The organism is Cellulosilyticum sp. WCF-2 (assembly GCF_003990395.1).
Taxonomy (GTDB): domain Bacteria; phylum Bacillota; class Clostridia; order Lachnospirales; family Cellulosilyticaceae; genus Cellulosilyticum; species Cellulosilyticum lentocellum.
In genome coordinates this window covers 299,016-323,844 of sequence record NZ_CP034675.1, presented here as the reverse complement: position 1 = coordinate 323,844, position 24,829 = coordinate 299,016, and the positions used below count along the sequence as shown (strand labels likewise).

The window sequence follows — 24,829 nt, the reverse complement described above, 5'->3', positions numbered from 1 at the left end:
TTAATTTAGATAGTATAATAATTATATATAAAATAATATAAAAAGAGAACACTCATTGTTGACAAGGAGGATGCTTATGTATGCTGTACAACTAGTAGATGACGAACCTATTGTAAAAAGAGGATTGAAAAAACTTATAAACTGGGAAGAATTAGGTTTTATAATAGCATGTGAAGCAGAAAATGGTGAGGAAGCATTAGAACAGCTTACTAATCAGCATATAGATTTAATTATTACTGATATAGGAATGCCTATTATGAATGGAATAGACTTTATGGCACAAGCAAGAAAACAAGAGTATTCAGGAGAAATAGTGGTTTTAACAGCATATGGAGAATTTGAATATGCTAAAAGTGCCATTAAATATGGAGTGACAGATTACATTTTAAAACCTATAGAAGAAGAGCAAATTATAGCAACCCTGAAAGATATCAAGAAGAAACTCCAAGAAAAGTTAGACAATGAAAATAGATATAAGTTATATAGTGCAAACATGGGTAAAGAGAGAACTTTTTCAAGAGAGAATGATAAGTTGCTTATTAAATATGCCATGACCATCAATCCAAAGGCATTAGAGGTGCTAGAAGAGATTATCAAAGAAGAAAAGAGTTTTGGTGAAGGAGATGTTGCTAGTATGTGTGTGAGGTTTTCATACATATTAGAGGAGCTAGTTACGAAAGTAAAAGAAAAGTTTGCTTATCTAGGTAAACTCAAAAACATAGAAGAATACCTTCATTATGGAGAGCAAGAGGAGAATACAAAAGATGATCTCATCAGTCAGTTCTCTAAAAATGTAAGAGAGATTATTGAGATTTTTGAAGAGAGTAGGGTTATTTATAAAGATAATGTAGTGATGCAGGCCTGCCAATATGTAATAGAACATATAGATGAAGAAATTAGTTTGGTAACGATCAGTGAAACTTTATCAATAAGTAAAAATTATTTTTGTAGCCTTTTTAAAAAGGAAACGGGAGAGAATTTCCTTAGTTTTGTTACACGTATGAAGATGAGACGCGCCCAATTCTTGTTAAGAGAAGAGAACCTTAGAGTATATGAAGTCTGTGATTTATTAGGTTATACAGATACTACCTATTTTACAAGATTGTTTAAGAAGTATAGCAATATGACACCTAATGAATATAAAAAGGTGGTGAATGAGCAATATGAGTAGTTCCTATAAAAATATGACAGAACAAAAGCGTATCAAGAGTGTAAGCTGGGTTCTAGTAAAAAGCTATCTTATTACTATGGGAATTTCCCTTTTTTTCGGGATGTTTTTATTTCAAGCTATATTACAAAGAGAGGTTAACTATAAGCTTCAAAGGGGAGATCAAGAAGCTTTAAATACAGTATCTTATTTTATTACTAGGCACATGCAGGAGAGCGAAAGAATATCATCAGATTTGGCTACCAATTTATTATTTCAGAATGCATTATCTAGGGAAGATGAAACCAATATTAGATTGGTTAATAGACTTTTAAGAGATAGCCTTGTTGGTAGAAATAATATAAGGTCTATTCACATTATTACTAGGGAAGGAAATGTTATTTCAGAGTTTAAGGAACCCAGTTACTTAAAAAACGATGAAGAATTCTTACAACAATTTGATTTACAGGCGATAGATAAAGAAAAAGGAAGTGCCTATTGGGGAATAGGCACCAATGTATTAGAACCAAAAGTGGGAAATACCTTGTATCTGGCTAGAGTCATACGATCAAAGGCTAGACTAGAACCATTAGGATACCTTGTTGTGTATTTAGATCCTGTAGATTTTAATAAGGATTGCGATGATATTTTAAGAAACATTAGTATGCAAGTAATTATTAAAGATAGCTCAGGGGCAACTTTAAAAATACCAGATAATTTAGAATTAGATAATCTAGAAGAGGTTATTAAATGGAAAAGTAAGGAATATCATTACATCAAAGAAGGTAGTAAAAAATACTATTATACAGTACAGGAGATGTCGATATTAAATGGCATGATTATGGGACTTAATATCCAAGCTAGAACTAATGATAATATGAATACTATACTTCTCTTTGCAGTGATTATGAATATTATTTTTCTTAGTGGGGCTTCACTAATTATAAAGAGAAAAGTTGTTTCGCCGCTTAAGAATATTGCAGATAAAGCAAGAGTAATAGGAAAGCAAGGTAAACTAGATACAAGATTCACAATAGATACAGGCTACACAGAAGTGTATGATATTACGTGTGCACTAGATGAGATGATGGAAGAAATAAAGGACCTTGTAAGTGAAGTAAAAGAAAAAGAAAAGTTACAAAAGCGATTAGAGCTCTCCATTATTAATCATCAGGTCAAACCACACTTTTTATATAATACGCTAAATGCAGCAAGTATACTAGTTGCCATAGAAGAGAAAGAGTCGGCCAATGAGCTAATAAAAACCCTAGCAAAATATTATAGAGCTTGCTTAAGCACTGGAGAAGATACAATTACTATTGAAGAAGAGTTACAAATTGTAAAAGAGTATGTAAAGATTGCTATTATTAGAAATCCTAATATTGTAGATATAACATATGATGTTGATGAAGAAGCATTAAAGAATAAAATACCTAAGATTACACTACAATCTTTAGTAGAAAATAGTATCAAGTATGGTATAAGGAAGCTAGGAGAACCTGTAAATATACATATTGATATTAAACTGGATAAGCCTAAAAATATAATGAATATTAGTATAGAAGATGATGGCGTAGGCATAAGTGAAGAAATGATAGATAAAATTATGAAAGGTGAGAAGCTAGAAGTCAAATCAGGATTTGGCCTTAAGGCAATAATAGCTAGAATTTTACTTTGTTATGATTTAAAAGATACAAATGAGGTAATAGAAATCACTTCTAAATGTGGAGAATATACAAAAATATTATTAAAAATACCCTATTAAATGGGAAATATCATAAAAAAACACACACAAAGTTAATTTTTTTATGTATTATCGTAATTTTGTTAAGTTAAAAAAATATTACCCTAGGTTTATAATTTGATTATCAAATATATAACAAAAGGGTGAGATAAATGAAGAAAAAACTATTACTTAGTCTTTTAGCAACAACAGTAGCAGCAACTTCTTTGATAGGTTGTGGAGGAAATAAACCAGCTAATTCAACACCAGGAGATAAACCAGAAGCAACTGTATCAGCTAGTCCAGAAGGAGATAAACCAACAGATACAGAATCAGGAGAGAAAACAATAGTTACTATGTGGATTATGCCAAATAGTGGTGAGCCAGATAAAGATTTAATGGAAATATTAAAACCATTCCATGAAGCCAACCCTGATATTGAAGTACAACCAACAGTATTAGACTGGGGTTCAGCTTGGACAAAATTAACTACAGCAGCAACAAGTGGTGAAGGCCCAGATATTACCCAACTTGGAACAACACAAATTGCAGCAATTGCAGCAATGGATGCTTTAGAAGATTTAACACCTGTGTATGATAGATTTGGTGGGGAAGCTGCTTTCGTAGAAGCTACACTTCCAACAACACAAATTCTTGGAGCTGGTGCAGAAAGATATGCGGCACCATGGTTTATTGATACAAGAGCATTATTCTATAGAAAAGATATTTGTGAAGCAGCAGGTGTTGATCCTACAAAAGATTTTGAAACATGGGATAGCTTTAAAGCAGCACTTGCTAAAATGAAAGATGTAGAGATTGATGGTGTTAAAGTACCAGCTCTTGGTATGCCAGGTAAGAATGACTGGAACGTTATTCATAACTATGCACCATGGATTTGGGGTGCAGGCGGAGACTTCATCGCTGAAGACAATAAGACAAGTATTATCAATTCAGACCAAGCGTTTGCTGGTGTTAAATTCTACTCAGAGCTCGCATCAGAGGGACTTATGAGTATGCCAGCTTTAGAGAAAAACTCAGCAGAGATTGAAGCATTATTCAATGCAGGTGAATTTGCTACAATATTCTCAGGTGCATATGAAATTGCTACTTTAAGAAGAGAACAACCAGAACTTGCTGAAAAAATTGGTACAGCTTCATTCCCAGCAGGTCCAGAAGGAAAATATGCTTTCTTTGGTGGTAGTGCATTATCTGTGTTTAAATCTTCAAAAAATAAAGAAGCAGCTTATAAAGTTATTGAATTCTTAATGACAACAGATGCACAAGTTGCTTACCAAGAAAAATGTGGAAACTTACCAACAGTTAATGCGGCTTATGAAACAGATTTCGTAGCAAATGAAGAAATGCGTGCAGCATTTAAAGAACAATTACAATATGGTAAGGCGTACCCTTCAGTTGCAGGATGGGGTCCATCAGAAACACTTCTTCAAAAAGGATTAAGCAATGTATGGGATAATATTATGGGTGTATTTGGAACATATGATCCAGCTAAAACAAAAGAATTCTTAGATCAAACAGCAAATGAATGTACAACAATCTATAGTCAGCAATAAATAACAGTATAGGATTGTATTATCTGCTCTATGAATATCATAGAGCAGATATATTATGACAGGAGGAGACGATATGGCTAAGATTCAAAAGGCTTCTAATAACAATAAAGTCCCTAAAAAGGGATTAATATATCAAATCAAGAGAAATAAGTTAGCCTATGGGCTGATTACACCAGCATTAATTGCCATGATTATTATTCATGTAATTCCTATTGTATCAGGAATTATGATGTCATTTCTCAATTTAAACCAGTTTACACTTAAAAAGTTCTTAAAAGCGCCATTTATTGGACTAGGTAACTATAAAACAGTGTTGTTAGATCCTAATAGTACATTGCGTTCAGGTTTCTTTGATGCGTTTAGGAATACAGCAATTTTTGCAATTATATGTAGTATCCTTGTAATTAGTATAGGGCTATTACTTGCAGTATTATTAAATAGGAAATTTAGATTTCAAGGACTGGCTAGAACATTATTAATGACACCTTGGGTAGTACCTTCCTTCGTAGTAGGTCTATTATGGGGCTTCATGTGGCAACAAGATGGCGTTATCAATAAAATCATAGTAGATATTTTACACATATTTCCAGAGGGGACTTATTGGCTGACAGGCCCTAAGGTTTTAGTAGCCATTATGATTCCAACTATATGGCGAACAGTTCCGTTTGTTATGTTAATGCTTTTAGCAGGACTTCAGCAGATACCAGACGACTATTATGAAGCAGCTGAAATTGATGGTGCTAATACATGGCAAAAATTTAGACATATTACACTACCACTTTTAAGATCTGTTTTATCTGTTCAGATTCTTAACGGTATTATCAACTATGTATATTCATTTAATATTGTAGCAATGATGTTTGGTCATGGTGCAGGCTTCCCAGGAAAATATGGAGATTTATTAATGACTAATATTAACCGTAACTCTTTCCAAATTTGGCAATTCGGTCCTGGTGCTGCAGCAACAGTTATTGTCATGATTTGTGTACTATCATTAGTAGGTGTATGGTACAAAGTATTCCAAAATGATTTGGTGGTGAATGACTAATGAAAACACAAAGACTATCTCAGAAAAAACGAACGAAAGACATAATGGATACTATAGGGACCATTGTTGTATGGATATTTGTTATACTTGCTTTATTCCCAATAGTATGGATGGCAATTACTTCTTTAATGACACAAGGGGATATTGCTACAGGTAAATTTGGTATTCCTAATAATTTTGGAAACTATAAAGAAATGTGGGAGAGCGTAGACTTTTTCAATTACTTTAAAAATAGTGTTATCGTGTGTGGTATTACAACTGCAATTGCTTTATTAATAGCTACCTTTGCAGGCTATGCTACAGCAAGATTTAAGTTTCCAGGCTCCAATATATTTGGTGCAGCAGTACTAGCTACTCAGATGGTGCCTGGAATTATGTTCCTATTACCACTGTATCTTGTATTCATCAAGATCCAAGATGCTACAGGTATTAGGATTATCAATACTTATGGAGGCCTTATCTTAGTATATTCGGCTTTTTATATTCCTTTTAGTATTTGGATTTTAAGGGGCTTCTTTGCAAGTATTCCTACAGAACTAGAGGAAGCAGCGATTATAGATGGTTGTAGTAAGTTTGGGGCTTTTATAAAGATTATATTACCTATTGCTAGAATTGGATTAATTGCTACAGGAATTTATATCTTCCTCATGGCATGGGATGAATTATTATTTGCATGGGTACTTACCACTTCTTCAGATGTGGCAACTATTCCAGTAGGTATAAGGTTATATGTAGGTAACTATCAAAATAGATATGACTTACTTATGGCGGCTGGTTGTGTAACAACCTTACCACCACTTATTATATTCTTTGGTTTACAAAAACAATTTATAAGAGGTATGACTGCTGGTTCAGTTAAAGCATAAGATTCTCAGAAAAGAAGCAGCCTTATTATAGTATAAGGTTGCTTTTGATGTTATAATTTACATAATATATAATTATCTGATTTTTATGCTAAAGGAGTGACAAATATGGGGGATGATAAATTCGTAAATAGAGTTATCATTAGTATTATATTAGTTTTAACAGCTGTTTTAGGAATACTACTATGTGTCATTTATTCAGATGTAAAAAATGCAGAAAATATAAATACTAAGAACGTACCGATAAAAGTAATAAAAATATGGACTATTCATGGAGGTATTGAAACAATTCTGAATGAAGTAGCTAGAGCATATGAAAGTGAACATGAAGGAATCAAAATTGAAATTACTACTTTTAAAAATGAAGTTTATCAATCAACCATTCAAAATGCTGCTATTACTAATGAGCTTCCAGATATTTATTTTTTCTGGGGGTATGAAAAACTTAAAAAATATGTAGATTTAGATTTGGTTTGGAATATTGGCGATGCAATGAAAAAATATTATGATGGTGAGAAACCTTTACCTGGAGCAATGGATGGCGTAACATATGATGGTGAAATATATGGGATGCCTATCAATGGTTGGTGCTCTAGTTTATTCTGCAATAGCGACTTGTTTAAAAAGTATGGTGTGGCATATCCTACTACCTATAACGAGTTTATTGAGGCTATAGAAAAGTTTAAAGAAAAAGGGGTAACGCCTATTAGTGGTAGTGCTAAAGAAATGTGGATGAATTCTTTATATTATATGGATTTAGTATTAGAAGAAGGTAGTGTTGAGAGCGTCTATGCTGCTAGTAAAGATCCTAGGCTGTTTAAAACAGAGCAATTTCATAGAGCTGCAAGAAAAATGGAAAAGCTTATAGCGACACAGCCTTGGGAGGATAATTATTTAGAAAGTGATGCATATGATGCAGCATATTTATTTTCACAAGGACAATCAGCTATGTTATTGTCTGGAAGTTGGACTGCTTCTAGTATTGAAGGAGAAGAGTCTAAAGTTATAGATAAAATAGATGTTATTTCTTTTCCAGGACTACCAGATTCAATAGGAGTAGGTGGCTATTCAGATGCATTGGTGGTTAGTAAACAAAGTCCAATTGTAGAAGATGAAGAATTACAAAAAGTATACTTTGATATTATCAAAGAGGTTTCTACAAAGGCTATAGAAACTGCTGGTATTGGATTACCAGCATATGAAAATCAGGTGATTAATCAAGATAAGTTTCCAACCCTATATAAGTGTGCACAAGTAGCTCCAACTAAAGCTATACATCCAGCATATGACCAGATTTTTGATGAAGTCTTGAGTGATACATACTACGATTTACTAGCACAACTGATGAGTAGAAAAATAAATGCAGATGAGTTTATTGAAGGACTATCCAAATAGAAAAGCTCTTGTTTACTAGAAATAAATAGTAAACAAGAGCTTTTTTGATTCCAAATATCTTTGATAATTTTACCTAGGTTAATCGTAACTTTATCAACTTTTTGATAATAGTTAAATTCTCTATACTAAATAGTAAGATAGTTTATTGAAGGGAGACGTATAGAGATGAAAAGAGGCCTTGTAATATTATTAAGTGCCAGCCTATTTCTTTGTGGATGTAGTACTAGAAATCAAGATTATGTGGGGGGGGATGTTGCGCAAAAAGGAATGAAAAATTTAGAAGGGACAGTAGCGTTAGAATTAGAGTTTGATAAGCCAGAAGATGAGCTGATGCAAAAAGCAGATGCTTATTCAAATGGAAGTATGTTTGATTGTACGTGGAGAGGTGCGAATTTAACCTTTGAAAACGATACTATGCATCTAAAAATTGATCAGGAGGAAGAAGGCGCAACACCAAAATGGTCAGGAGCAGAATATAGAACAAGGAGTATGTATCACTATGGTATGTATGAGGTGCGTATGAAACCTATTAAAAATGAGGGTGTTGTATCTTCATTCTTTACTTATACAGGTCCTAGTGATAATAACCCTTGGGATGAAATTGATATTGAATTTTTAGGTAAAGATACAACAAAAGTTCAGTTTAATTATTTTACAAATGGTGTTGGTCTACATGAATATGTGTATGATTTAGGGTTTGATGCATCTGAAGATTTTCATGAATATGCCTTTGAATGGCGAAAGGATTCTATTACCTGGTATGTAGATGGAGTAGAGGTATATAAAGCAGTAGACAATATTCCTCAAACACCATCAAAAGTAATGATGAATGTATGGCCAGGTACAGGTGTAGATAGTTGGCTAAATGCTTTTGATGGAACAGTTCCACTTACAGCTGAGTATGATTGGATGAGAGTTACAGCGTATGATGAAAAATAAGGAGAAAGAATAAATGAAAAAATACCGAGATACTAAAATAATCTTTAATAACATGCAGAAATTAGGTATCTTAGTAGCAGTTGTTTTAATAATTGCCATTTTTATATGTATAGGTATTTTGATGTGATAGTAAATTAAAAGGGCACTTTTAGTATCTAGCAAGTTCTTGTCATACAACTGCTACTTTAAATATAGAAGAAACTTGAATGTATAGAAAGATTTCTATTAGATACTTTATAAGAAAGAACCAGACGCATTTAAAGTTAAATTGAATTAAAATACAGCATATGAGGAGGAAGTTATGATAAAAATTAGCACTAGAAAAAAAAGATTAAGTAGCTTATTAGTGACGGCAATGGTCTTATCACAAATACAAGTTAATGGTATAGCAGCACCAGTTACAACAGATAGATTCTTTAATGATGTTAAAGAAAATGTTTGGTATAGTGAGGCCGTTAATAAATGGGGCCAAAGTAATATTATAGCAGGCTATGAGGATGGTAGCTTTAGACCTCAGAAAGAAGTTACAAGAGCAGAACTTGCGGCTGTGATTGACCGTATATTTGCATTAGAAGACACTACAAATTCTAAAAGTTATAAAGATGTGGACCAAGCTAAATGGTATCAAACAGCTATTGACCATATCAGCTCCGCAGGCATAATGAATGATGCTGGTGAAAACTTTAATCCTAATGAACCTGCTACTCGTGAAGAGTTAGCCTATGCTTTTTCTAAAGCTTATAAATTATCAGGTACTAATAACAAAGAATTTAAAGATCAAGAAGCTATATCTGACTGGGCAACAGAAGCAGTAAATGCTTTGATAGGAAACGGATATATGGTAGGTATGCCTGATGGCAACTTTGCACCAAAGGCGCATTTAACTAGAGCAGAAATGATAGTAGTCATTGACCGCTTAACATCTACTATTATAAAAGAAGCGGGTACTTATAAAGAAAGCATAGATGGCAACTTAGTTGTAAATACAAAGGATGTTATCCTTAAAGACATGACCATATCAGGGAACTTATATTTAGCAGAAGGTATAGGCACAGGAGATATATCTCTAGACAATATTACAGTAAAAGGGACTATATTTGTTGAAGGAGGAGGAGAAAACTCTGTTAAGCTTAACAATGTAAGTTTAGCTCATGCTATGGATATAGAAGTTATAAAACCAGTTAGAATAGTTAATAAGGGTAAAAAGATATCTGTTAAGTTAAGAAATCACTCAAAAGTGATTTTAGAAGGAGACTTTTCAGAGATTACGGTACCATATAATGTAATATTAAAATTAAATAGTTCACTAATAGCAGATAAGCTAATAACCTTACCTAATAGGACACAAGACAAAAATGCCGATATGGCTACTATTGAAATGGTAAAAGGCTCTGTAATTCAGTTACTAGTAGCTGATGGTGCTGTGAAAATATTAGGACAAGGTGAAATCAAACAATTAAATGAAAATGTAACAGGTGTAAAAACAGAAGTAACGCCTATCAAAGTAGTGACAGCGTCAGGAGTTCAATCCAGTATTCATACAAATACTTCTAATGGAAGTAGTTCTTCAGGTGATAGTTCATCAGAAGAAAATGAGCCAGGTACAGGAGATACTGTAGATCAAACAAAATGGAAGCTAGCTTGGAGTGATGAATTTAATGGGAATCAAGTAGACACTACTAAATGGACTTATAACAATGGTTTTTTAAATTTAAATGAAGAAAAGCAAGTTTATCAATCAGAGAATGCAACTGTAGGCAATGGCAAGCTTACTATAACAGCTAAAAAAGAAGATACAATAATTGATGGTGTGACTCATAAGTATACATCAGCTCGTATGGTTTCAAAAGGACGATATGCTCAAAAGTATGGGAAAGTAGAAGTGAGGGCAAAGTTGCCACTAGGAAAATCATTATGGCCAGCTATTTGGATGCTCCCTGAAAATGATGAATACACAGGATGGCCTAGCTCAGGTGAAATTGACATTATGGAAAGTAGAGGTAGTGTTCCTAATCAAGTTTTGGGAACCTTACATTATGGAGAAAAGAGACCAGATAACTCTCAATCAGGGAGTAGTTATACCTTCCCAGAAGGAGAAAGCATTAATGGTTTCCATACCTATGGCATAGAATGGCAACCAGGTGAAATAAGATGGTATGTAGATGGTAAACTTTATCAAACCCAAGATAACTGGTTTACAACAGATCCAGAAACAGGAGAAAGATATGCTTTCCCAGCACCATTTGATAAAGAATTCCATATGATTCTAAACTTAGCATTAGGTGGCTGGTATGATGGTGTAGGCACTAATCTAGAAGTAGACGACTCTATTTTTGATGGTGGTAAAGAATATGCTATGGAAGTAGATTATGTACGTTTCTATGAAAGTATAGATGGAAAATATCCAGAAGCCGTAGACCCTGACTCTAAAATACCTGATCTTCCAGGAGATGCAAGAAAGCCACTTACAGATGGTAATTTGATTTATGACAATACTTACACAGCGTATGGTATACAAGATAATCAAGAAGGAAATTTGGATTTTGGGGAAGGTTGGAACCTGCTTTATAAGGATAGTTTTGGAGGAGATGCAGTAGCAGCAGTTGAACCAGTAAATGGTATGCCATTTGCAAAGATTACAGTTAAAGATCCAGGTAATCAAGATTATTCTATTCAAATGATTCAACATACAACACTAGGCAGAGGTAGAACTTATAAATTATCTTTTGATGCAAAGGCGGAAAGTAATAGAGATATTCATTTTAAAGTCGGTGGTGGAGAAGCAAGAGGCTATGCTGTATACTCTGACAGTTATTCTGAAACTTTAAGTACTGAGGTAAAACACATAGAAAAAACATTTACTATGAAAAATAATACTGATATTGCAGCACGTTTTGAATTTAATCTTGGACTTGATGCGAATGATGTATGGATTGGTAATGTTAAGCTAGAAGAAGTTGAAAGTGAACCAGCTGTAGAAGACTTTAATCAACCTAAAGTGCCGCTTAAAAATGGTAGCCTTATTTATAATGGTACATTCGATAAAGGTAAACTAGATAGGCTTACCTACTGGAATTTAGAAGTTAAAAATGGTGGAGCTGCAACCATGAGTGTTCCAGAATCTACACGTGATTTACATATCAAAATTAACCAGGGAGGCTCTGATTTAAGTAATATTACCCTTGATCAAAGAGGGTTAAAACTTGGTGAAAATGCTAGCTATACGGTAGTTTTTAAAGGAAAGGCACAAACACCACAATCCTTAAAAGTAAAACTTCTAGGAGAAGATGGGCAAACGATTTACGCAGAGAAGATAGTGGACTTAACAACTGAAAAGCAGAAATATGAATTTGTATTACAAGGACAAGGTGCTAGTACTAATACAGGTAGATTAGTATTTGAAATGGGTGGTGTGGATCAGACGAATATTGTATTAGATGAGATTAGTGTCGTAGAAACTAGACAAGATTTTTCAAATGTTAATATATTCCCATTAAAAAATGGTGACTTTTCAAATGGGTTAGCAAACTGGAATGGACTTTTCATAGAAGGTGGAAAAGGAGAAGTTACTTTTGATGGTGAGGCAAAATTCTCAATTACTGATTTAGGAGCTAATCCATGGAGCGTTATGCTTGCACAAAACAATGTACCATTTTCAGCTGGTGTTAAATATGTAATTTCCTTTGAAGCATCATCAGAACTTCCAAGAGATATGGTAGTTAAAACAGAAGAAGAAGGTACTTGGAGAGCGTTCTTTGAAAAGAATGTAACTTTAACTCCAGAAAAGCAGAAATATAGCTTTGAATATACTATGCCGGCAGATGGAGATAAGGACCTAGGTCTTAAATTTTTAATAGGAACTACACCAGGTGCACCAGAAGGAGCGCATGTAGTTACTATTGATAATATCGTATGTGAAGTAAAAGATGGTTTGCAGCTAAAATCAGAGATAAAAAATGGGCAATTCAACAATGAATTAAACAACTGGAGTACTTATATTGCTAGTGATGCAGGTGCAAAGGCTGATATAACAGTAGTAGATAAAGCTTTACAAGTGGATATTAGTGACTTAGGTCAAAATCCCTGGGAAATACAAATTTCTCAAAAAGGCATTAAGCTTGAGAAAGGAAAGACTTATCAAATAGGTTTTAAAGCTAAAAGTGAAGCTGCAACAAAGTTAAAAGTAAGTGTAGGACATGAAGCAGAAGATTATTCATATACGAATTATTTATCAAGTGATCAGTTCTTTGATATGACAGAAACAGAGAATCAATATGCCTTTAAATTTACAATGACTAATGAGACAGATGCAAATGCAAAAATATCATTAGATGCAGGAAAACAAGAGGGAGCAGTCCCTACTACTATTAACCTAGATGATATTTACTTAACAGAAGTTCCTGGAGAGGAAAATGAAGAAGAAGGTGGGGAAGATACACCAACATCAATCATTAACCTTTTACAAAATGGGGATTTTGAGAACCAAGAAGATTTCAAATGGAATAACTGGAAAGCAGGAACTGCTGAAGCTACGTTTATTCATAACGGAGGTGTCCAAGTAGATATTGATAATAGTGGTGCAGATACATGGCAGATTACTTTAGAACAATCAGGTATTTCAGTTAAAAAAGGAAAGGCCTATGGTGTAAAATTTGATGCTAATGTTACTACAGCATCTAGTTTGCGTATTGCTCTTCAAGATACATCAAGTAGTGAATATATAGGAGAATATGCTCCAACTATTAATTTACAAGAAGGTAATAACACCTATGAATATGAATTTACTGTAACAAAAGAAGATGCATCTAATCTAAGCTTTAAATTCCAAATGGGCTATGACCAGTGGACTGCAGCATATCATAATGGCAAAAATCAAATCACACTTGATAATGTTATACTTTACGAAAAACCAGCAGAAGAAAGTGGTGAGTTAGTAGTGACATTGGATGACCTTATATTAGTAGAAAAAGGTACTACTACTAATATCCTTCAAGATGGAGACTTTAGTTCACAAGGTGATTGGGTGACAGGGGGACCGAATGTAACATTTGATTTTGCTATAGGTGCAGCTGAAGCAACGATTACCAATGAGGGGACAAATCCTTGGGATGTTATTATTTTCCAACCTGACATTGCTTTAGAAAAGGGTAAGGCTTATTCCCTTTCTTTTAAAGGAAAGGCTAATCGAGATAAGAAGATTAGAATGTTGACATCTAATGCTAGTTATGCAGAGTATTTTTTTAATGATTTTGAATTAACAAACGATTTTAAAGATTTTACTTATGAATTCGTAGTAGGATTAGATACAAGCTCAGCGTTAGAATTCAAGATTTTTATGGGTGGAGGTATTAGCTAGAAATTAGGCAGAAGAAAGAATAGAAGATAATAGTTAATTCAAATGGAACGAATTGAAAAGGTTTATTCCTACTTAAAAGATGACTTCTATATCGTTTAGAAGTCATCTTTTATATCATGTAATATAGAATTAGAGAGTATAAACTTCTAAGATGATTGGTACTTTAAAGTAATTAGAATAAAATATAAGGAGTTAAAGATATGTTTGATCACATGAATAGATTTATCATAGAAGATTACACCAATAGCCCTTCTTTTGCTAGCTTTTTGCCAGGAATTAGCGGCATTATGGGAATACCTATTTGGTGTTTTTACGTTAATAGAGGTCAGGGAATCTCAAGCTTTGGGGTGAGGGATAAAAATCACTCTATTATGGAGTTTCATGCTGCTCAACAAGCTTATCAAAATGTAAGTACAGTCGGGTTTAGAACTTTTCTTAAAGTAGATGGGAAATACTATGAACCATTTTATAATGAATATACCAAAGAAGAAGGCGTAGAGAGAGTCATGTATATTGGCTCTAATGAGATGGAAGTAGATGAAAAGAACCCTATGGAAGGTATTCAAATTAATGCTCTGTATTATACTCTACCAAATGAAGACATTGGAGGCTTAGTACGTCAAGTAACTCTTAAAAATATTAGTAAAAAAACCCTTCAAGTAGAATTCTTAGATGGTATGCCACAAGTAATTCCATATGGTGTAGATTTAAGCTCCATGAAGATGATGGGACAAACTGTTAAAGCATGGATGCAAGTTCAAAATGTAGAAGAAAAAGTTCCATTTTACTCAGTACGCGCAAGTCTGGAAGACTCTGCTGTTGTTAAGGAGGTTAAAGGAGGACATTTCTACTTCACAATGACTGAAAAAGGTGAGTTATTACCAGCAATAGTGGATAGTGAAGTAGTCTTTATGCAAAACACTTCTCTTACTAGACCACTAGGCTTTATCACAAAAGATAGAACAGCTTTTCTTAGCGAAAAACAAATTTGTCAAAATGCACTTCCATGTGGTTTCTTTAGTGGCAGGATGACGTTGAAGCCAGGAGAAACATATACTTTCTATAGTTTAATAGGGCAAGTAGAAAATAAGATGCAGCTTAAAAAGTTCCAAAGTAAGGTAACCGGAAGCAGTTACTTTGAAAACAAATACCAAGAAGCTAAAGCTCTTACAGAAGAGATTTGCAAGGTGATAGAGACTAAGACAGCTTCACAAGTATTTGATGCTTATTGTAAACAAACTTATCTGGATAATGTTCTTCGTGGTGGTATGCCTTTAAAATTAGGCGAAGAAAATATTTATCACGTTTATTCTCGTAAGCATGGCGATACAGAAAGAGATTACAACTTCTTTAGCATGAGTCCGGAGTTCTACTCACAAGGCAATGCTAACTTTAGAGATGTGAATCAAAATAGACGCTGTGACATTTATTTTGCAGACTTTGTAAAAGACTATAACATTAAGACATTCTATAACCTGATTCAATTAGATGGTTATAACTCGCTAAATGTACAAGGAGTTAACTATACATTAACTGAAGAAAATTAAATAAATATTTTAAAAGTATTAGGAGAAAATGAGCTGCTTAAAGAGCTTCTTTCAAAAGCTTTTACACCAGGTAGCGTACTAAAAGCCCTTACAGATAACAATATAACATTACAAGTTTCAAGAGAGCTATTTATCTCAGAACTTATGAAGGTATCAGAGCCTCATATCCAAGCAGTATTCGGTGAGGGTTACTGGACTGATCACTGGACTTATAATCTAGATCTAATTGAAAGCTATTTAGGCATTTATCCAGAAGCAGAAAAAGCCTTGCTTTTTGAAGACCACACCTATACATACTTTGAAAGTGCTGCAACAGTAAGGCCAAGAAGTGAGCGCTACGTCCTAACAGAAAATGGGGTTAGACAGTACAATGCTATAGATCATCATGTGAAAGCAGGTGTTACGCATCAGACAGCCAGAGAAAAGAATGGCAAAGGTGACACTTATACTTCAAACTTGTTTGAGAAAATGATGATCCTAGCCACTAATAAATTTGCTACGCTAGATCCTTATGGCATGGGGATTGAGATGGAAGGTGGCAAACCAGGTTGGTATGATGCTTTAAATGGTCTCCCAGGTATCTTTGGTTCCTCCATGGCAGAAACCTATGAACTTTATCGTATGATAGAATTTATGAAAAAAGCGATTAAAGCTTATCCTGAAAAGGTGACTTTACCAGTAGAAATGACTACTTTTATTAAAGGAATTCAAGAAGCACTTGTCAGTTATAAAGGTGAAAAAATTACAGAACTTGAATACTGGGATCAAGTAAATCAAGTGAAAGAAACTTATAGAGCAGCTATTTTATGGGGAATTGAAGGAGAAAAACAAACACTAAGTTCCACTGAGATAGAAGCTATTCTAACATCATGGCTGGAAAAATTACAAGAAGGCACCCAAAAAGCCATGGCTTATGGAGAAGGCCTATGTCCAACGTACTTTAGTTATGAAGTAAAAGCGTATGACAAGGAAGGAGATGTGATTATACCACGTCAGTTCCAAGTTATTTGTATGCCTTACTTTTTAGAAGGGCCTGTAAGATACCTCAAAGTAGAAGAAGGTAAAAAGGTAGCTAAAGCACTACATGAAAAAGTAAAAGCAAGTGAACTTTATGATGCAAAGCTTAAGATGTATAAAGTGAATGCACCATTAAAAGAAGCTTCTTTTGAAGTGGGACGTGCCAAAGCCTTTACACCAGGTTGGTTAGAAAATGAATCTATCTGGCTACACATGGAATATAAGTACTTACTCGAACTGCTTAGAGCCGGTTTATATGAAGCCTATTTTGAGTCACTTCGACATACACTAGTACCATTTCTTGATCCAAAGGTATATGGTAGAAGCATTTTAGAGAATTCATCCTTCATTGCAAGTAGTGCCAACCCTAATGAAAAAATTCATGGTAGAGGTTTTGTAGCTAGATTAAGTGGGTCTACAGCAGAGTTTCTTCATATGTGGCAAATCATGATGTTGGGTGAAGAACCCTTTAAAATGGAAAAAGGTGAGTTAACATTAAGCTTTACACCATCACTGCCAGCTTATTTGATAGGAGAAGATAAAATAGTTAAATGTCAGTTCTTAGGTGATATAGAAGTGGTTTATCATTTAACACAAAAGAAAGATGTCATACCAGGTAAAGCTCAAGTGATGCATATCACTCTTACTTACAAAGATGGTAGCAAGAAAGTAGCCAAAAGTAAGGTGATAGGTAGAATGGCTGAAGACGTAAGAAATCATCAAGTGAGTAGTATACATATAGAATTAAGCGTATAAAAAATAAAGATACAATAAAGTAATAGCTTTAATAGACGTATTAAAGGTATCAATCAATTATTGAAACAAACGGCGAAACATGATAAAAAAACTCCCCTTGTTATAAGCGCATTGAGTATTTAAACGCTTACTATAAGGGGAGTTTTTACTTGCTTATGCTTAAAAGATAAACATTATTTTTTAGTAAAAAGCCATTTTTGATCTTCACCATTTTGGAAAGGCCAAATATGTGCTAGAGCACCTTGAGAAGTACTTCCAGACTGAATAGAGAGGGCTTTACCAGATGCTTTATTCAATATTTTGCAGTAGCTTCCCTCAGTATAATAAATTTCCCATAGTTGATCAGGTGTATTATTATCTGAGCGTTGTTCAACAAGTGCACCATCATAAGTAGCAGAACTGCGGACAGAGAGTAACCTGCCACTTGCAACATTTTTGATTTTATAGGTATTAGAACCTGTACTAATTAATTGCCACTGTTGATTAGTACCATTCCCAAGTCCCCACTGTTGGACATTAGCATTTTGATAAGTACCAGCACCATCTAAAGCCATTTGACTTCTTTTATTTGCTATAGTGTAGGTACCATTAGAAAAGATGTTTGAAGTAGGAGGAGTACTGTTACTAGGAGTGAATTTAACCCAGTCATAATAAGCATTAAGATTAGTTGCACCGTTATAAGCACCTAACCAGTCATTAACCTGTGAAGTACCAGGCCAAATATTCATCATGATTTTTCCTGGAGTTGAAGGAATATTAGTAGTAGCAGTATACACTGCTCTACCATCTACATACCAGGTAATGGAATTAGGTTTCCAGTCAAAAGCATAAGTATGAAAACTAGTAGAAGCATCAAAACCTAAAGAATATACATACTCATGATTACCTACGCCGTTCGTATAATAATTAAATTGAACGATATTTGTATTTTTTCCTAGGAACTCTATATCAATTTCATCCCACTGTGTGCCATATGAAGGCCCAGTATATGTAAAGAAAGATGAAACAATACCAGAATTTTTAGCTGGTTTCATACGCACTTCATAGAGTCCATAGCCATACTTTTGAGATGTAGATATTTCCCCACCGGCATAACCACCATTAGAATCTGATAAAATAGATAACTGAGCAAAACCGTTTTGACTACGTACAGCATTGGAGCGCCAAGTACAATTAAACATGCCACCATTACTCCAACCATTGGATACTTGAAACTGATTAAGGGAATTAAAGTCATCAAAGAAACTGGAAGCTGCAAAAAGAGGTTTAGGTATTAAGAAGGCTAGAAGAAAAGAAAAAATAATTACTACAAATAATAAAGACTTACTAAATGTTTTTTGCATAAAATCACCTCTATAATTTATTATACAATCTATTATAGAGGTGATTTTGACTAAACATAGTGGAAAAAAGTATGATTTTATATAAAAATATTACTATTTTATAAAAATTCTGCATATTATTATAAACATTTTGTATAAATGGCAAGATTGATAGGAAAAAATAGTAATCATCTAATGACCAGCTGCTTCTAAAAGTCTATTTTTAATAAACAATCCAGATTCAGATAAATCGTCATCAGTCCAATTTCCTCTTGAAGTCGTAAGTGGTTTTAAAAGAGAGGCAGTTTCTTTTTTATCACAAAGACTCCAGTTTACCCAGCTTACATTATGTTCATTGAGTAGGTCCATCCAGATGTTAGATTGCTCTTCATTGAAGCCAGTATTACCAGAGGCATCACAGGTACCAAATTCAGATACGAATATGGGTAGCTTATATTTAGTAATACAATCCACTAAGCGCTGACGTAATGAGTCACGATGTGTATCAGCATAGAAGTGGAGTGCATACATAATATTTTCACCCTCCAATGGATTTTGGGCAGCTAAATGAATATCTTGGCTCCAAGTAGGTGTACCAGCAATGATAATACCTTGCTTATCAATGGCACGAATAGTTGCAATAAGTGTCTCGCAGTAAGGTTTAACTTCATTGTCCCATGTTACATCTGCACCATTTGGTTCATTACAGAGCTCATAAATAATATTAGGATAATTTTGATATTCAGCTGAAATCTCGCTAAAAAATCTAATAGCTTCATCCTTATGTGCATTAGGATTACCATCGCTTAAGCAGTGCCAATCTACAATGACATAGAGGCCGGCTTTAGTAGCAAGGTCAATGCCTTCTCGCATTAAGGTTTCTAAGCCATTCATATTTCCTAAGTAGCCAGAATCACTATCCGTATACATTGCCAGACGAATAACATTTGCTTTCCAGTCATCACGTAGCGTATTAAAACAACCTTCATTTACAAAAGCAGGAAACCATTGTAGGCCATGAGTGCTGACACCACGAAGTTGAAAAGGTTCTTGATTTTCATCTACTATGTAAGTTTCCTTTACATTAAGTCTTCCATGCATACCTACAGGTGTATTAGGATCAAAGGTAGGAGCAGGTTTAGGTTCGGGAAGAGAGATGCTAGGGGTGGATACTGGGGTAGGAGAATTAGAAGCCTCTTCAGTGGTTGGATCAACTATCTCTAATGCAGTTGAGGGAGTTGAACTAGAAGGCGTAGAAGCTATTTCATTATTTGTGGACATTGAACAGCTGACCATAAATGGGCAAAGTATAAGTAATACAAAAAGATATTTTTTAAAATCCTTTAACATAAATAATCACATCCTCTATTATAAATGATTTAAAATTTATAATTATATGATAACATTTTCGGCCAAATTAGTGTAAATTTAATTAAATGTGATAATTATTTATATTTAAATAGTAATTTTGTCATATATATAATAAAATTCAGTTAAAAGCATTAGGGGGGATAGTATGATCAAGATTATAAATAAGGAAGCGTTGGATGAATTATCAGAGGTATTAGGAAAAGGAATTTATGAGGGTTATACCGTAGAAAGAATACAGAGGGAAGCACCAGATTTTCACTTTTATTTAAAGGAAAATCATGAAGTGCTGGCCTGCTGTTCCATTTGGATACATACAAACATGATAGATGAAAAAGGAGTAAGGGCAGGAGCTATTGGTCACTTTGAGGCGTGTAATGAAGACTCGGCTAAAATAGTTTTAATGGAAGCCTGCAATAAGCTTAAGGAAGTAGGAGAAGCCTATGTAATTGGCCCTATTGATGGAAGTACATGGAATAGTTATCGATTAGTGACACATAGTGATGGTTCAATGCCCTTTTTAATGGAACCTAAATATAAACCAGGCTATAGTCAGTGGTTAGAAAACGTAGGGTTCAAGCCTACCTATCAATATTTTTCTACTAAAGAAACTATAAAAAGCATAGTCAAAGACACTAAAAAAGACAGTCAAAATGAAATAACTGAAAGCAAGCTAGAGCAAAGTGAAATAGAATCAATTGAGTTAGATCAAAGTATAAATGGAAATCAAGAGCTACTTGAAATCAAACCCATTAAGTTAGCCCAGTTAGAAGAAGCTTTAGATAAAATCTATGAAATTAGCATCCAAAGTTTTAAGAGTAACTTATTTTATAAGCCTATAGAAAGAGAAGCTTTTAAAGCTATGTATCGAGGCTATCAGCAATTTTTAGTAGAGGAACTGGTTTTAATTGCAGAAAAGGCTGGTAGACCAGTGGGCTTTATTTTTGCAGTACCTAACTACTTTGATCAGACAAGAAGGTCTGTCATCATTAAAACCATTGCTGTACTTCCTGAATATCAACAAGAAGGCATAGGGAAGAAGCTTTATCAGGAAATTACTAATAAAGCTTTGAATTTAGGGTTTACAGAGTTTATTACAGCACTCATTTATAAAGGGAATCACTCACAAAAACTTTGTGAAAGCGCAAAGATGATGAGAGAGTATACTTTATTTAGAAAGGAACTAAAGGTATAACTCCTACTATATATATAAGAAGGGTAAATTTATTATGATTCATCCCAAAAAGGAAATTATTAATATTAACAAATAGTATTAAAATGAAAAAAAGTATTGACTAGCCCTTTACAATAAAATAAAATTTCTTTATATTCAAAAAACATAAATTAGGGGGTTAAGATGGATAAGAAGTATTTTTGGAAGGAGATTGTACCTAAAAAAATTAAGAATCATATAAATACAGGGGGAGGCATGGGGATTTTTTCTTGTATAGTAACAGCAATTATGGCTATTGTTATAGAACCTTATATGATGGTTGATGCTATTTTAGTACTGGTACTGGCATTAGGAATTTTAATAGGAAAAAGTAGAGTATGTGCTATTGTTATTTTAATCTATTATATCTTTGGTCAAGTTACACTATTGCTGGAGGGAATGGTGAAAATGCCTAATGTAGCAATGATTGTAGTTTTTGTTATGGCATATATAAGTGCTATTAGAGGTACCTTTGCTTACCATAAACTAAAAAAGCAATATATTGAAAATCCTGAATCTATAAATGTTAACTAAGATAGAATAATTCAATTAAAATAAGTGGCTCTAGCACGTTTCTATGTTAGGGCCATTTAATTTAATATAGTAAAAAGAAAAGTTAATATAAGAGTATATCTCTAGTTTATAGTAAAGGCCATAGGCATAAATAAAGTAAAAGGATATACTCTATTTATAAAGGGGGGAAATAATGAATTTAGTAAAAATTCTTGAGCAAACAGCGTTAGATAGAGGCGCTTGTCCTGCCTTCATCGAGAAGAAAGAAATGCTAGATTACAACACTTTTTTAGAACGAGCTGGAAAAGTAGCCACAGTTTTAAAGTCAGAGGGTATTCAAAAAGGTGATCAGATTTTACTTCTAGAGCCAATTTCTACGAGGCTGTATCTTTTTCTAGTGGCGCTTTGGAGCCTTGGAGCAACAGTAGTTATTTTTGATCCATCAGCAGGTAGAGCTCACATAGAAAAGTGCTTAACAAGAGTAGAGTTAAAAGCTTTTATTGGTATGAGGAAAGCTATGCTTTTAAAATGCATCCTTCCTAGCCTAAGAAGGATCCCCAAAACTTTAACGGTAGACCGTCTATTAAAACAAAGTGAGAAAGTAGAAGCTGAAGGCTATGTAGAACCTTTGGAGGATGAGGCTCCAGCACTAATTACTTTTACAAGTGGTAGTACCAATATTCCGAAAGCTATTATAAGAACGCATTACTTTTTAATAAAACAGTATGAAGTTCTAAATCAAACTATGGATTATCAAGAAGACGACATAGACCTTGCTACCATGCCGGTATTTACCTTAGCTAATCTAGCAAAGGGTATTACAACAGTTATTCCAGACGATAGCTTTAGTGACATTTCAAAGCTAAATGCCAGACGCTTAATACAACAGATCAAGAAGCAGCATATTACTAGATTATCTTCCTCACCAACAGTAGCTCTTTTACTAGCAGAAGCAGCGAAGGAAACAGATGATTTAGCATCTATTAGAAGATTAAATATAGGGGGAGGTCCCATTTTTCCCAATATGTTACCAGTTCTAAAACAGGGCTTTAAAGCAGCTGCTATTACTATTGTTTATGGTTCTTCAGAAGCAGAACCTATTAGTGAACTTGATAGCACTCAGCTAACAGAAGATATACTTAATCAAATGAAACAAGGAAAGGGTCTATTTGTAGGCAAGCCAGTAAATGCAGTTACTTGTCAGTTAGTAAAGGGAAGTAAGCTTAAGTCGCAAATGACAGAAGAAGAACTAACGGCTACCTTTTGTAAAATCAATGAACCAGGGGAAATTATCGTCACCGGTGAGCATGTTTTAAAGACTTATTTACATGGTATAGGGGATGAGGAGAATAAGATAAAAACACCTAGGGCAATATGGCATAGAACAGGAGACTTAGGGTGTTTAGATGAGAGTGGCAATCTATGGTTACTTGGAAGAGCTATGGCAACTACTAAGAGAGAAGCACATACGCTATATCCTTTTGCTATTGAATGCGAAGTTTGTGTCCACTATAACGTTCCAAGAGCAGCTTATTTGTTTCATAAGGGAAAACATTTGTTAATTATAGAAGAGCCACAAGAAGGAGCAGGATTGAAAGTAGAAGATAAAGCATATATCAAAGAAAAATATCAATTAGATGAGGTAATAACATTAAAGCAAATTCCCTTAGATACGAGACATCGAGCAAAAGTAGAGTACGGAAAGCTTATTAAGTTAATAGAAAAAATTGGCTAACTGAAGAGAATAGGATAGAGGAAGAGCAAGAGCAATTTTATAGGTGTGTTAATGATAAAGTAACCTTGATTAGTATTAAGAAATAGTAAGTCAAATACAATTGAAGGAGATAGTTTAGTGGAAAAACAAAAAAAGAAAAAGCTAAAATTAATAGATATCCTACCGATATTAATTGGTGCCATTATTGGCTATACAATAGGTTTTGATAGTGTAAAACTCTTTCCTAAAGAATTTATAAAATCATTAAATTTAGTAGCTGTTCTTATTATCTTTATAACTATTTACTATAGTTCCATCTTACTTCATGAATTAGGACATTTTTGCGCTTTTAAAGCAATGGGTGTAAATATAAGGATGATTAAAGTATCTATAGTAGGAGTTATATTTAATAAGAATAAGACAAGTCTAAAGATTAATCCTAGTGGACTTGGCTTAGGGGGAATTGTTGTACCTCATATAGGAATTATTTCAGATGAAGCTAAGTTTAAAGAGATACAGAAAATTTATGCAAAAGCTATGATAGCAGCACCTATGGTTACCCTTAGCCTTGTTATTTTAGGAGGCATTAGTATAGTAATAAGTAGTGTAATGGGAATAATGAATACCCCTTATTTAATGATAACTGGTATATTCCTTTGCCTATTTAATATATTGTTGTGTATTGGATGCTTTATTAAAACAGAAAATGTATATGGAGATTTTAGGGCCTACTCTTGCTTCAAAAAGGATAATTTTTTTGCAGCATTAATGATGTATCAGTATATTATGCTGGCTGAGGATTTTGTGGAAGAAAGAGCAGGCAATACTTATTTAAGGCAAGTATTAATTGAAGGATTTAAAAATAGAGCAGCTGAAAAGGAAGTAGATATGTTGACCATATCTTGTAGTGCCACCTTTCTTATAGAATATCTTGTAGGAGAGATGGAAAAGCTACCTGAGTCCATTGCCGAGTATATAGATTACTGCTACTTAAACCAGACGCTCTTAACCAATCAAAAGGCATTAGAAATACATAAGAGCTTTTTGGTATATATGGCTTATTATTTTGAAAAAACAGGTGAACATAGCAAAGCTAAGCAAATTTATGAAGAGTTTATTACAAAGCTACCTAAAAACCAAGTATTTGATTATTGGAAGATACAGGCCCAGCAGATTATTTTAAAGAAAGATCATACCCAGCACCTATTGGATGTAAAGAATATTAAACCTAATAGCTTCTATAAAATATTGGGGGTATTTAATGGCTTTTATTGGGATGAACTTATACTTAATCAGATGGATAAGGACGAACTTATGGTATAGTTCCGACAATAATA

The 24,829-nt window shown here is 33.8% G+C and carries 16 protein-coding genes; 14 read left to right on the top strand and 2 right to left on the bottom strand.

Going from position 1 to position 24,829, the window contains the following annotated elements; translation table 11 throughout:
* Nucleotides 1-76 precede the first annotated feature (76 nt).
* The 10 genes from EKH84_RS01240 to EKH84_RS22435 all read left to right on the top strand — a co-directional run bounded on the left by EKH84_RS01240 (nt 77) and on the right by EKH84_RS22435 (nt 17,362).
* Nucleotides 77-1,171, top strand: a complete 1,095-nt coding sequence (locus EKH84_RS01240) for a response regulator transcription factor (protein ID WP_190283450.1) — start codon at nt 77-79, stop codon at nt 1,169-1,171.
* A complete protein-coding gene (locus tag EKH84_RS01235; RefSeq protein WP_190283449.1) occupies nt 1,164-2,912 on the top strand; it encodes a cache domain-containing sensor histidine kinase in 1,749 nt (582 codons plus the stop codon). Before EKH84_RS01240 ends, EKH84_RS01235 begins: the two co-directional genes overlap by 8 nt.
* A gap of 131 nt (nt 2,913-3,043) precedes the next feature.
* Complete coding sequence (locus tag EKH84_RS01230) at nt 3,044-4,441, top strand: sugar ABC transporter substrate-binding protein (protein ID WP_127064800.1); 1,398 nt, start codon at nt 3,044-3,046, stop codon at nt 4,439-4,441.
* 73 nt (nt 4,442-4,514) lie between these two features.
* Nucleotides 4,515-5,489, top strand: coding sequence for a carbohydrate ABC transporter permease (locus tag EKH84_RS01225; RefSeq protein WP_013658935.1), 975 nt, complete (start codon nt 4,515-4,517; stop codon nt 5,487-5,489).
* Entirely contained in the window at nt 5,489-6,355 is an 867-nt protein-coding gene (locus EKH84_RS01220; protein ID WP_127064799.1) for a carbohydrate ABC transporter permease, read from the top strand. Before EKH84_RS01225 ends, EKH84_RS01220 begins: the two co-directional genes overlap by 1 nt.
* A gap of 105 nt (nt 6,356-6,460) precedes the next feature.
* The gene (locus EKH84_RS01215) at nt 6,461-7,747 is read left to right on the top strand and encodes an ABC transporter substrate-binding protein (RefSeq protein ID WP_127064798.1); all 1,287 of its coding nucleotides are present in this window, start codon (nt 6,461-6,463) and stop codon (nt 7,745-7,747) included.
* Between the two features lie 165 nt (nt 7,748-7,912).
* Nucleotides 7,913-8,686: a beta-glucanase gene (gene bglS, locus EKH84_RS01210; RefSeq protein WP_127064797.1), complete on the top strand. Its 774-nt coding sequence runs from the start codon at nt 7,913-7,915 to the stop codon at nt 8,684-8,686.
* A 301-nt stretch (nt 8,687-8,987) separates the two neighbouring features.
* On the top strand, nt 8,988-14,042 hold the full coding sequence (locus EKH84_RS01205) for a carbohydrate binding domain-containing protein (protein WP_127064796.1): 5,055 nt from the start codon (nt 8,988-8,990) through the stop codon (nt 14,040-14,042).
* A 200-nt stretch (nt 14,043-14,242) separates the two neighbouring features.
* Complete coding sequence (locus EKH84_RS22440) at nt 14,243-15,589, top strand: hypothetical protein (protein WP_243118628.1); 1,347 nt, start codon at nt 14,243-14,245, stop codon at nt 15,587-15,589.
* A 144-nt stretch (nt 15,590-15,733) separates the two neighbouring features.
* Nucleotides 15,734-17,362, top strand: coding sequence for a hypothetical protein (locus EKH84_RS22435; RefSeq protein ID WP_243118627.1), 1,629 nt, complete (start codon nt 15,734-15,736; stop codon nt 17,360-17,362).
* Nucleotides 17,363-17,535: 173 nt separating this feature from the next.
* Here EKH84_RS22435 and bglS (EKH84_RS22715) read toward each other — a convergent pair whose 3' ends face one another.
* Together bglS (EKH84_RS22715) and EKH84_RS01190 are read right to left on the bottom strand one after the other, a co-directional pair.
* Complete coding sequence (gene bglS, locus EKH84_RS22715; RefSeq protein WP_190283448.1) at nt 17,536-18,705, bottom strand: beta-glucanase; 1,170 nt, start codon at nt 18,703-18,705, stop codon at nt 17,536-17,538.
* A gap of 171 nt (nt 18,706-18,876) precedes the next feature.
* On the bottom strand, nt 18,877-20,034 hold the full coding sequence (locus EKH84_RS01190; RefSeq protein WP_127064795.1) for a glycoside hydrolase family 5 protein: 1,158 nt from the start codon (nt 20,032-20,034) through the stop codon (nt 18,877-18,879).
* A 166-nt stretch (nt 20,035-20,200) separates the two neighbouring features.
* Between EKH84_RS01190 and EKH84_RS01185 the strand changes: the two genes are divergently transcribed.
* The 4 genes from EKH84_RS01185 (at nt 20,201) to EKH84_RS01170 (ending at nt 24,815) form a co-directional block, all read left to right on the top strand.
* Entirely contained in the window at nt 20,201-21,247 is a 1,047-nt protein-coding gene (locus EKH84_RS01185) for a GNAT family N-acetyltransferase (protein ID WP_127064794.1), read from the top strand.
* A gap of 162 nt (nt 21,248-21,409) precedes the next feature.
* Nucleotides 21,410-21,799, top strand: a complete 390-nt coding sequence (locus tag EKH84_RS01180) for a hypothetical protein (protein ID WP_127064793.1) — start codon at nt 21,410-21,412, stop codon at nt 21,797-21,799.
* Nucleotides 21,800-21,971: 172 nt separating this feature from the next.
* Complete coding sequence (locus EKH84_RS01175) at nt 21,972-23,513, top strand: AMP-binding protein (RefSeq protein ID WP_127064792.1); 1,542 nt, start codon at nt 21,972-21,974, stop codon at nt 23,511-23,513.
* A 117-nt stretch (nt 23,514-23,630) separates the two neighbouring features.
* On the top strand, nt 23,631-24,815 hold the full coding sequence (locus EKH84_RS01170; protein ID WP_127064791.1) for a site-2 protease family protein: 1,185 nt from the start codon (nt 23,631-23,633) through the stop codon (nt 24,813-24,815).
* Nucleotides 24,816-24,829 lie beyond the last annotated feature (14 nt).

Coding starts and splice junctions, on each gene's coding strand:
- EKH84_RS01240 (WP_190283450.1), top strand. CDS start 77: ATGTATGCTGTACAACTAGTAGATGACGAACCTATTGTAAAAAGAGGA.
- EKH84_RS01235 (WP_190283449.1), top strand. CDS start 1,164: ATGAGTAGTTCCTATAAAAATATGACAGAACAAAAGCGTATCAAGAGT.
- EKH84_RS01230 (WP_127064800.1), top strand. CDS start 3,044: ATGAAGAAAAAACTATTACTTAGTCTTTTAGCAACAACAGTAGCAGCA.
- EKH84_RS01225 (WP_013658935.1), top strand. CDS start 4,515: ATGGCTAAGATTCAAAAGGCTTCTAATAACAATAAAGTCCCTAAAAAG.
- EKH84_RS01220 (WP_127064799.1), top strand. CDS start 5,489: ATGAAAACACAAAGACTATCTCAGAAAAAACGAACGAAAGACATAATG.
- EKH84_RS01215 (WP_127064798.1), top strand. CDS start 6,461: ATGGGGGATGATAAATTCGTAAATAGAGTTATCATTAGTATTATATTA.
- bglS (WP_127064797.1), top strand. CDS start 7,913: ATGAAAAGAGGCCTTGTAATATTATTAAGTGCCAGCCTATTTCTTTGT.
- EKH84_RS01205 (WP_127064796.1), top strand. CDS start 8,988: ATGATAAAAATTAGCACTAGAAAAAAAAGATTAAGTAGCTTATTAGTG.
- EKH84_RS22440 (WP_243118628.1), top strand. CDS start 14,243: ATGTTTGATCACATGAATAGATTTATCATAGAAGATTACACCAATAGC.
- EKH84_RS22435 (WP_243118627.1), top strand. CDS start 15,734: ATGAAGGTATCAGAGCCTCATATCCAAGCAGTATTCGGTGAGGGTTAC.
- bglS (WP_190283448.1), bottom strand. CDS start 18,705: ATGCAAAAAACATTTAGTAAGTCTTTATTATTTGTAGTAATTATTTTT.
- EKH84_RS01190 (WP_127064795.1), bottom strand. CDS start 20,034: ATGTTAAAGGATTTTAAAAAATATCTTTTTGTATTACTTATACTTTGC.
- EKH84_RS01185 (WP_127064794.1), top strand. CDS start 20,201: ATGATCAAGATTATAAATAAGGAAGCGTTGGATGAATTATCAGAGGTA.
- EKH84_RS01180 (WP_127064793.1), top strand. CDS start 21,410: ATGGATAAGAAGTATTTTTGGAAGGAGATTGTACCTAAAAAAATTAAG.
- EKH84_RS01175 (WP_127064792.1), top strand. CDS start 21,972: ATGAATTTAGTAAAAATTCTTGAGCAAACAGCGTTAGATAGAGGCGCT.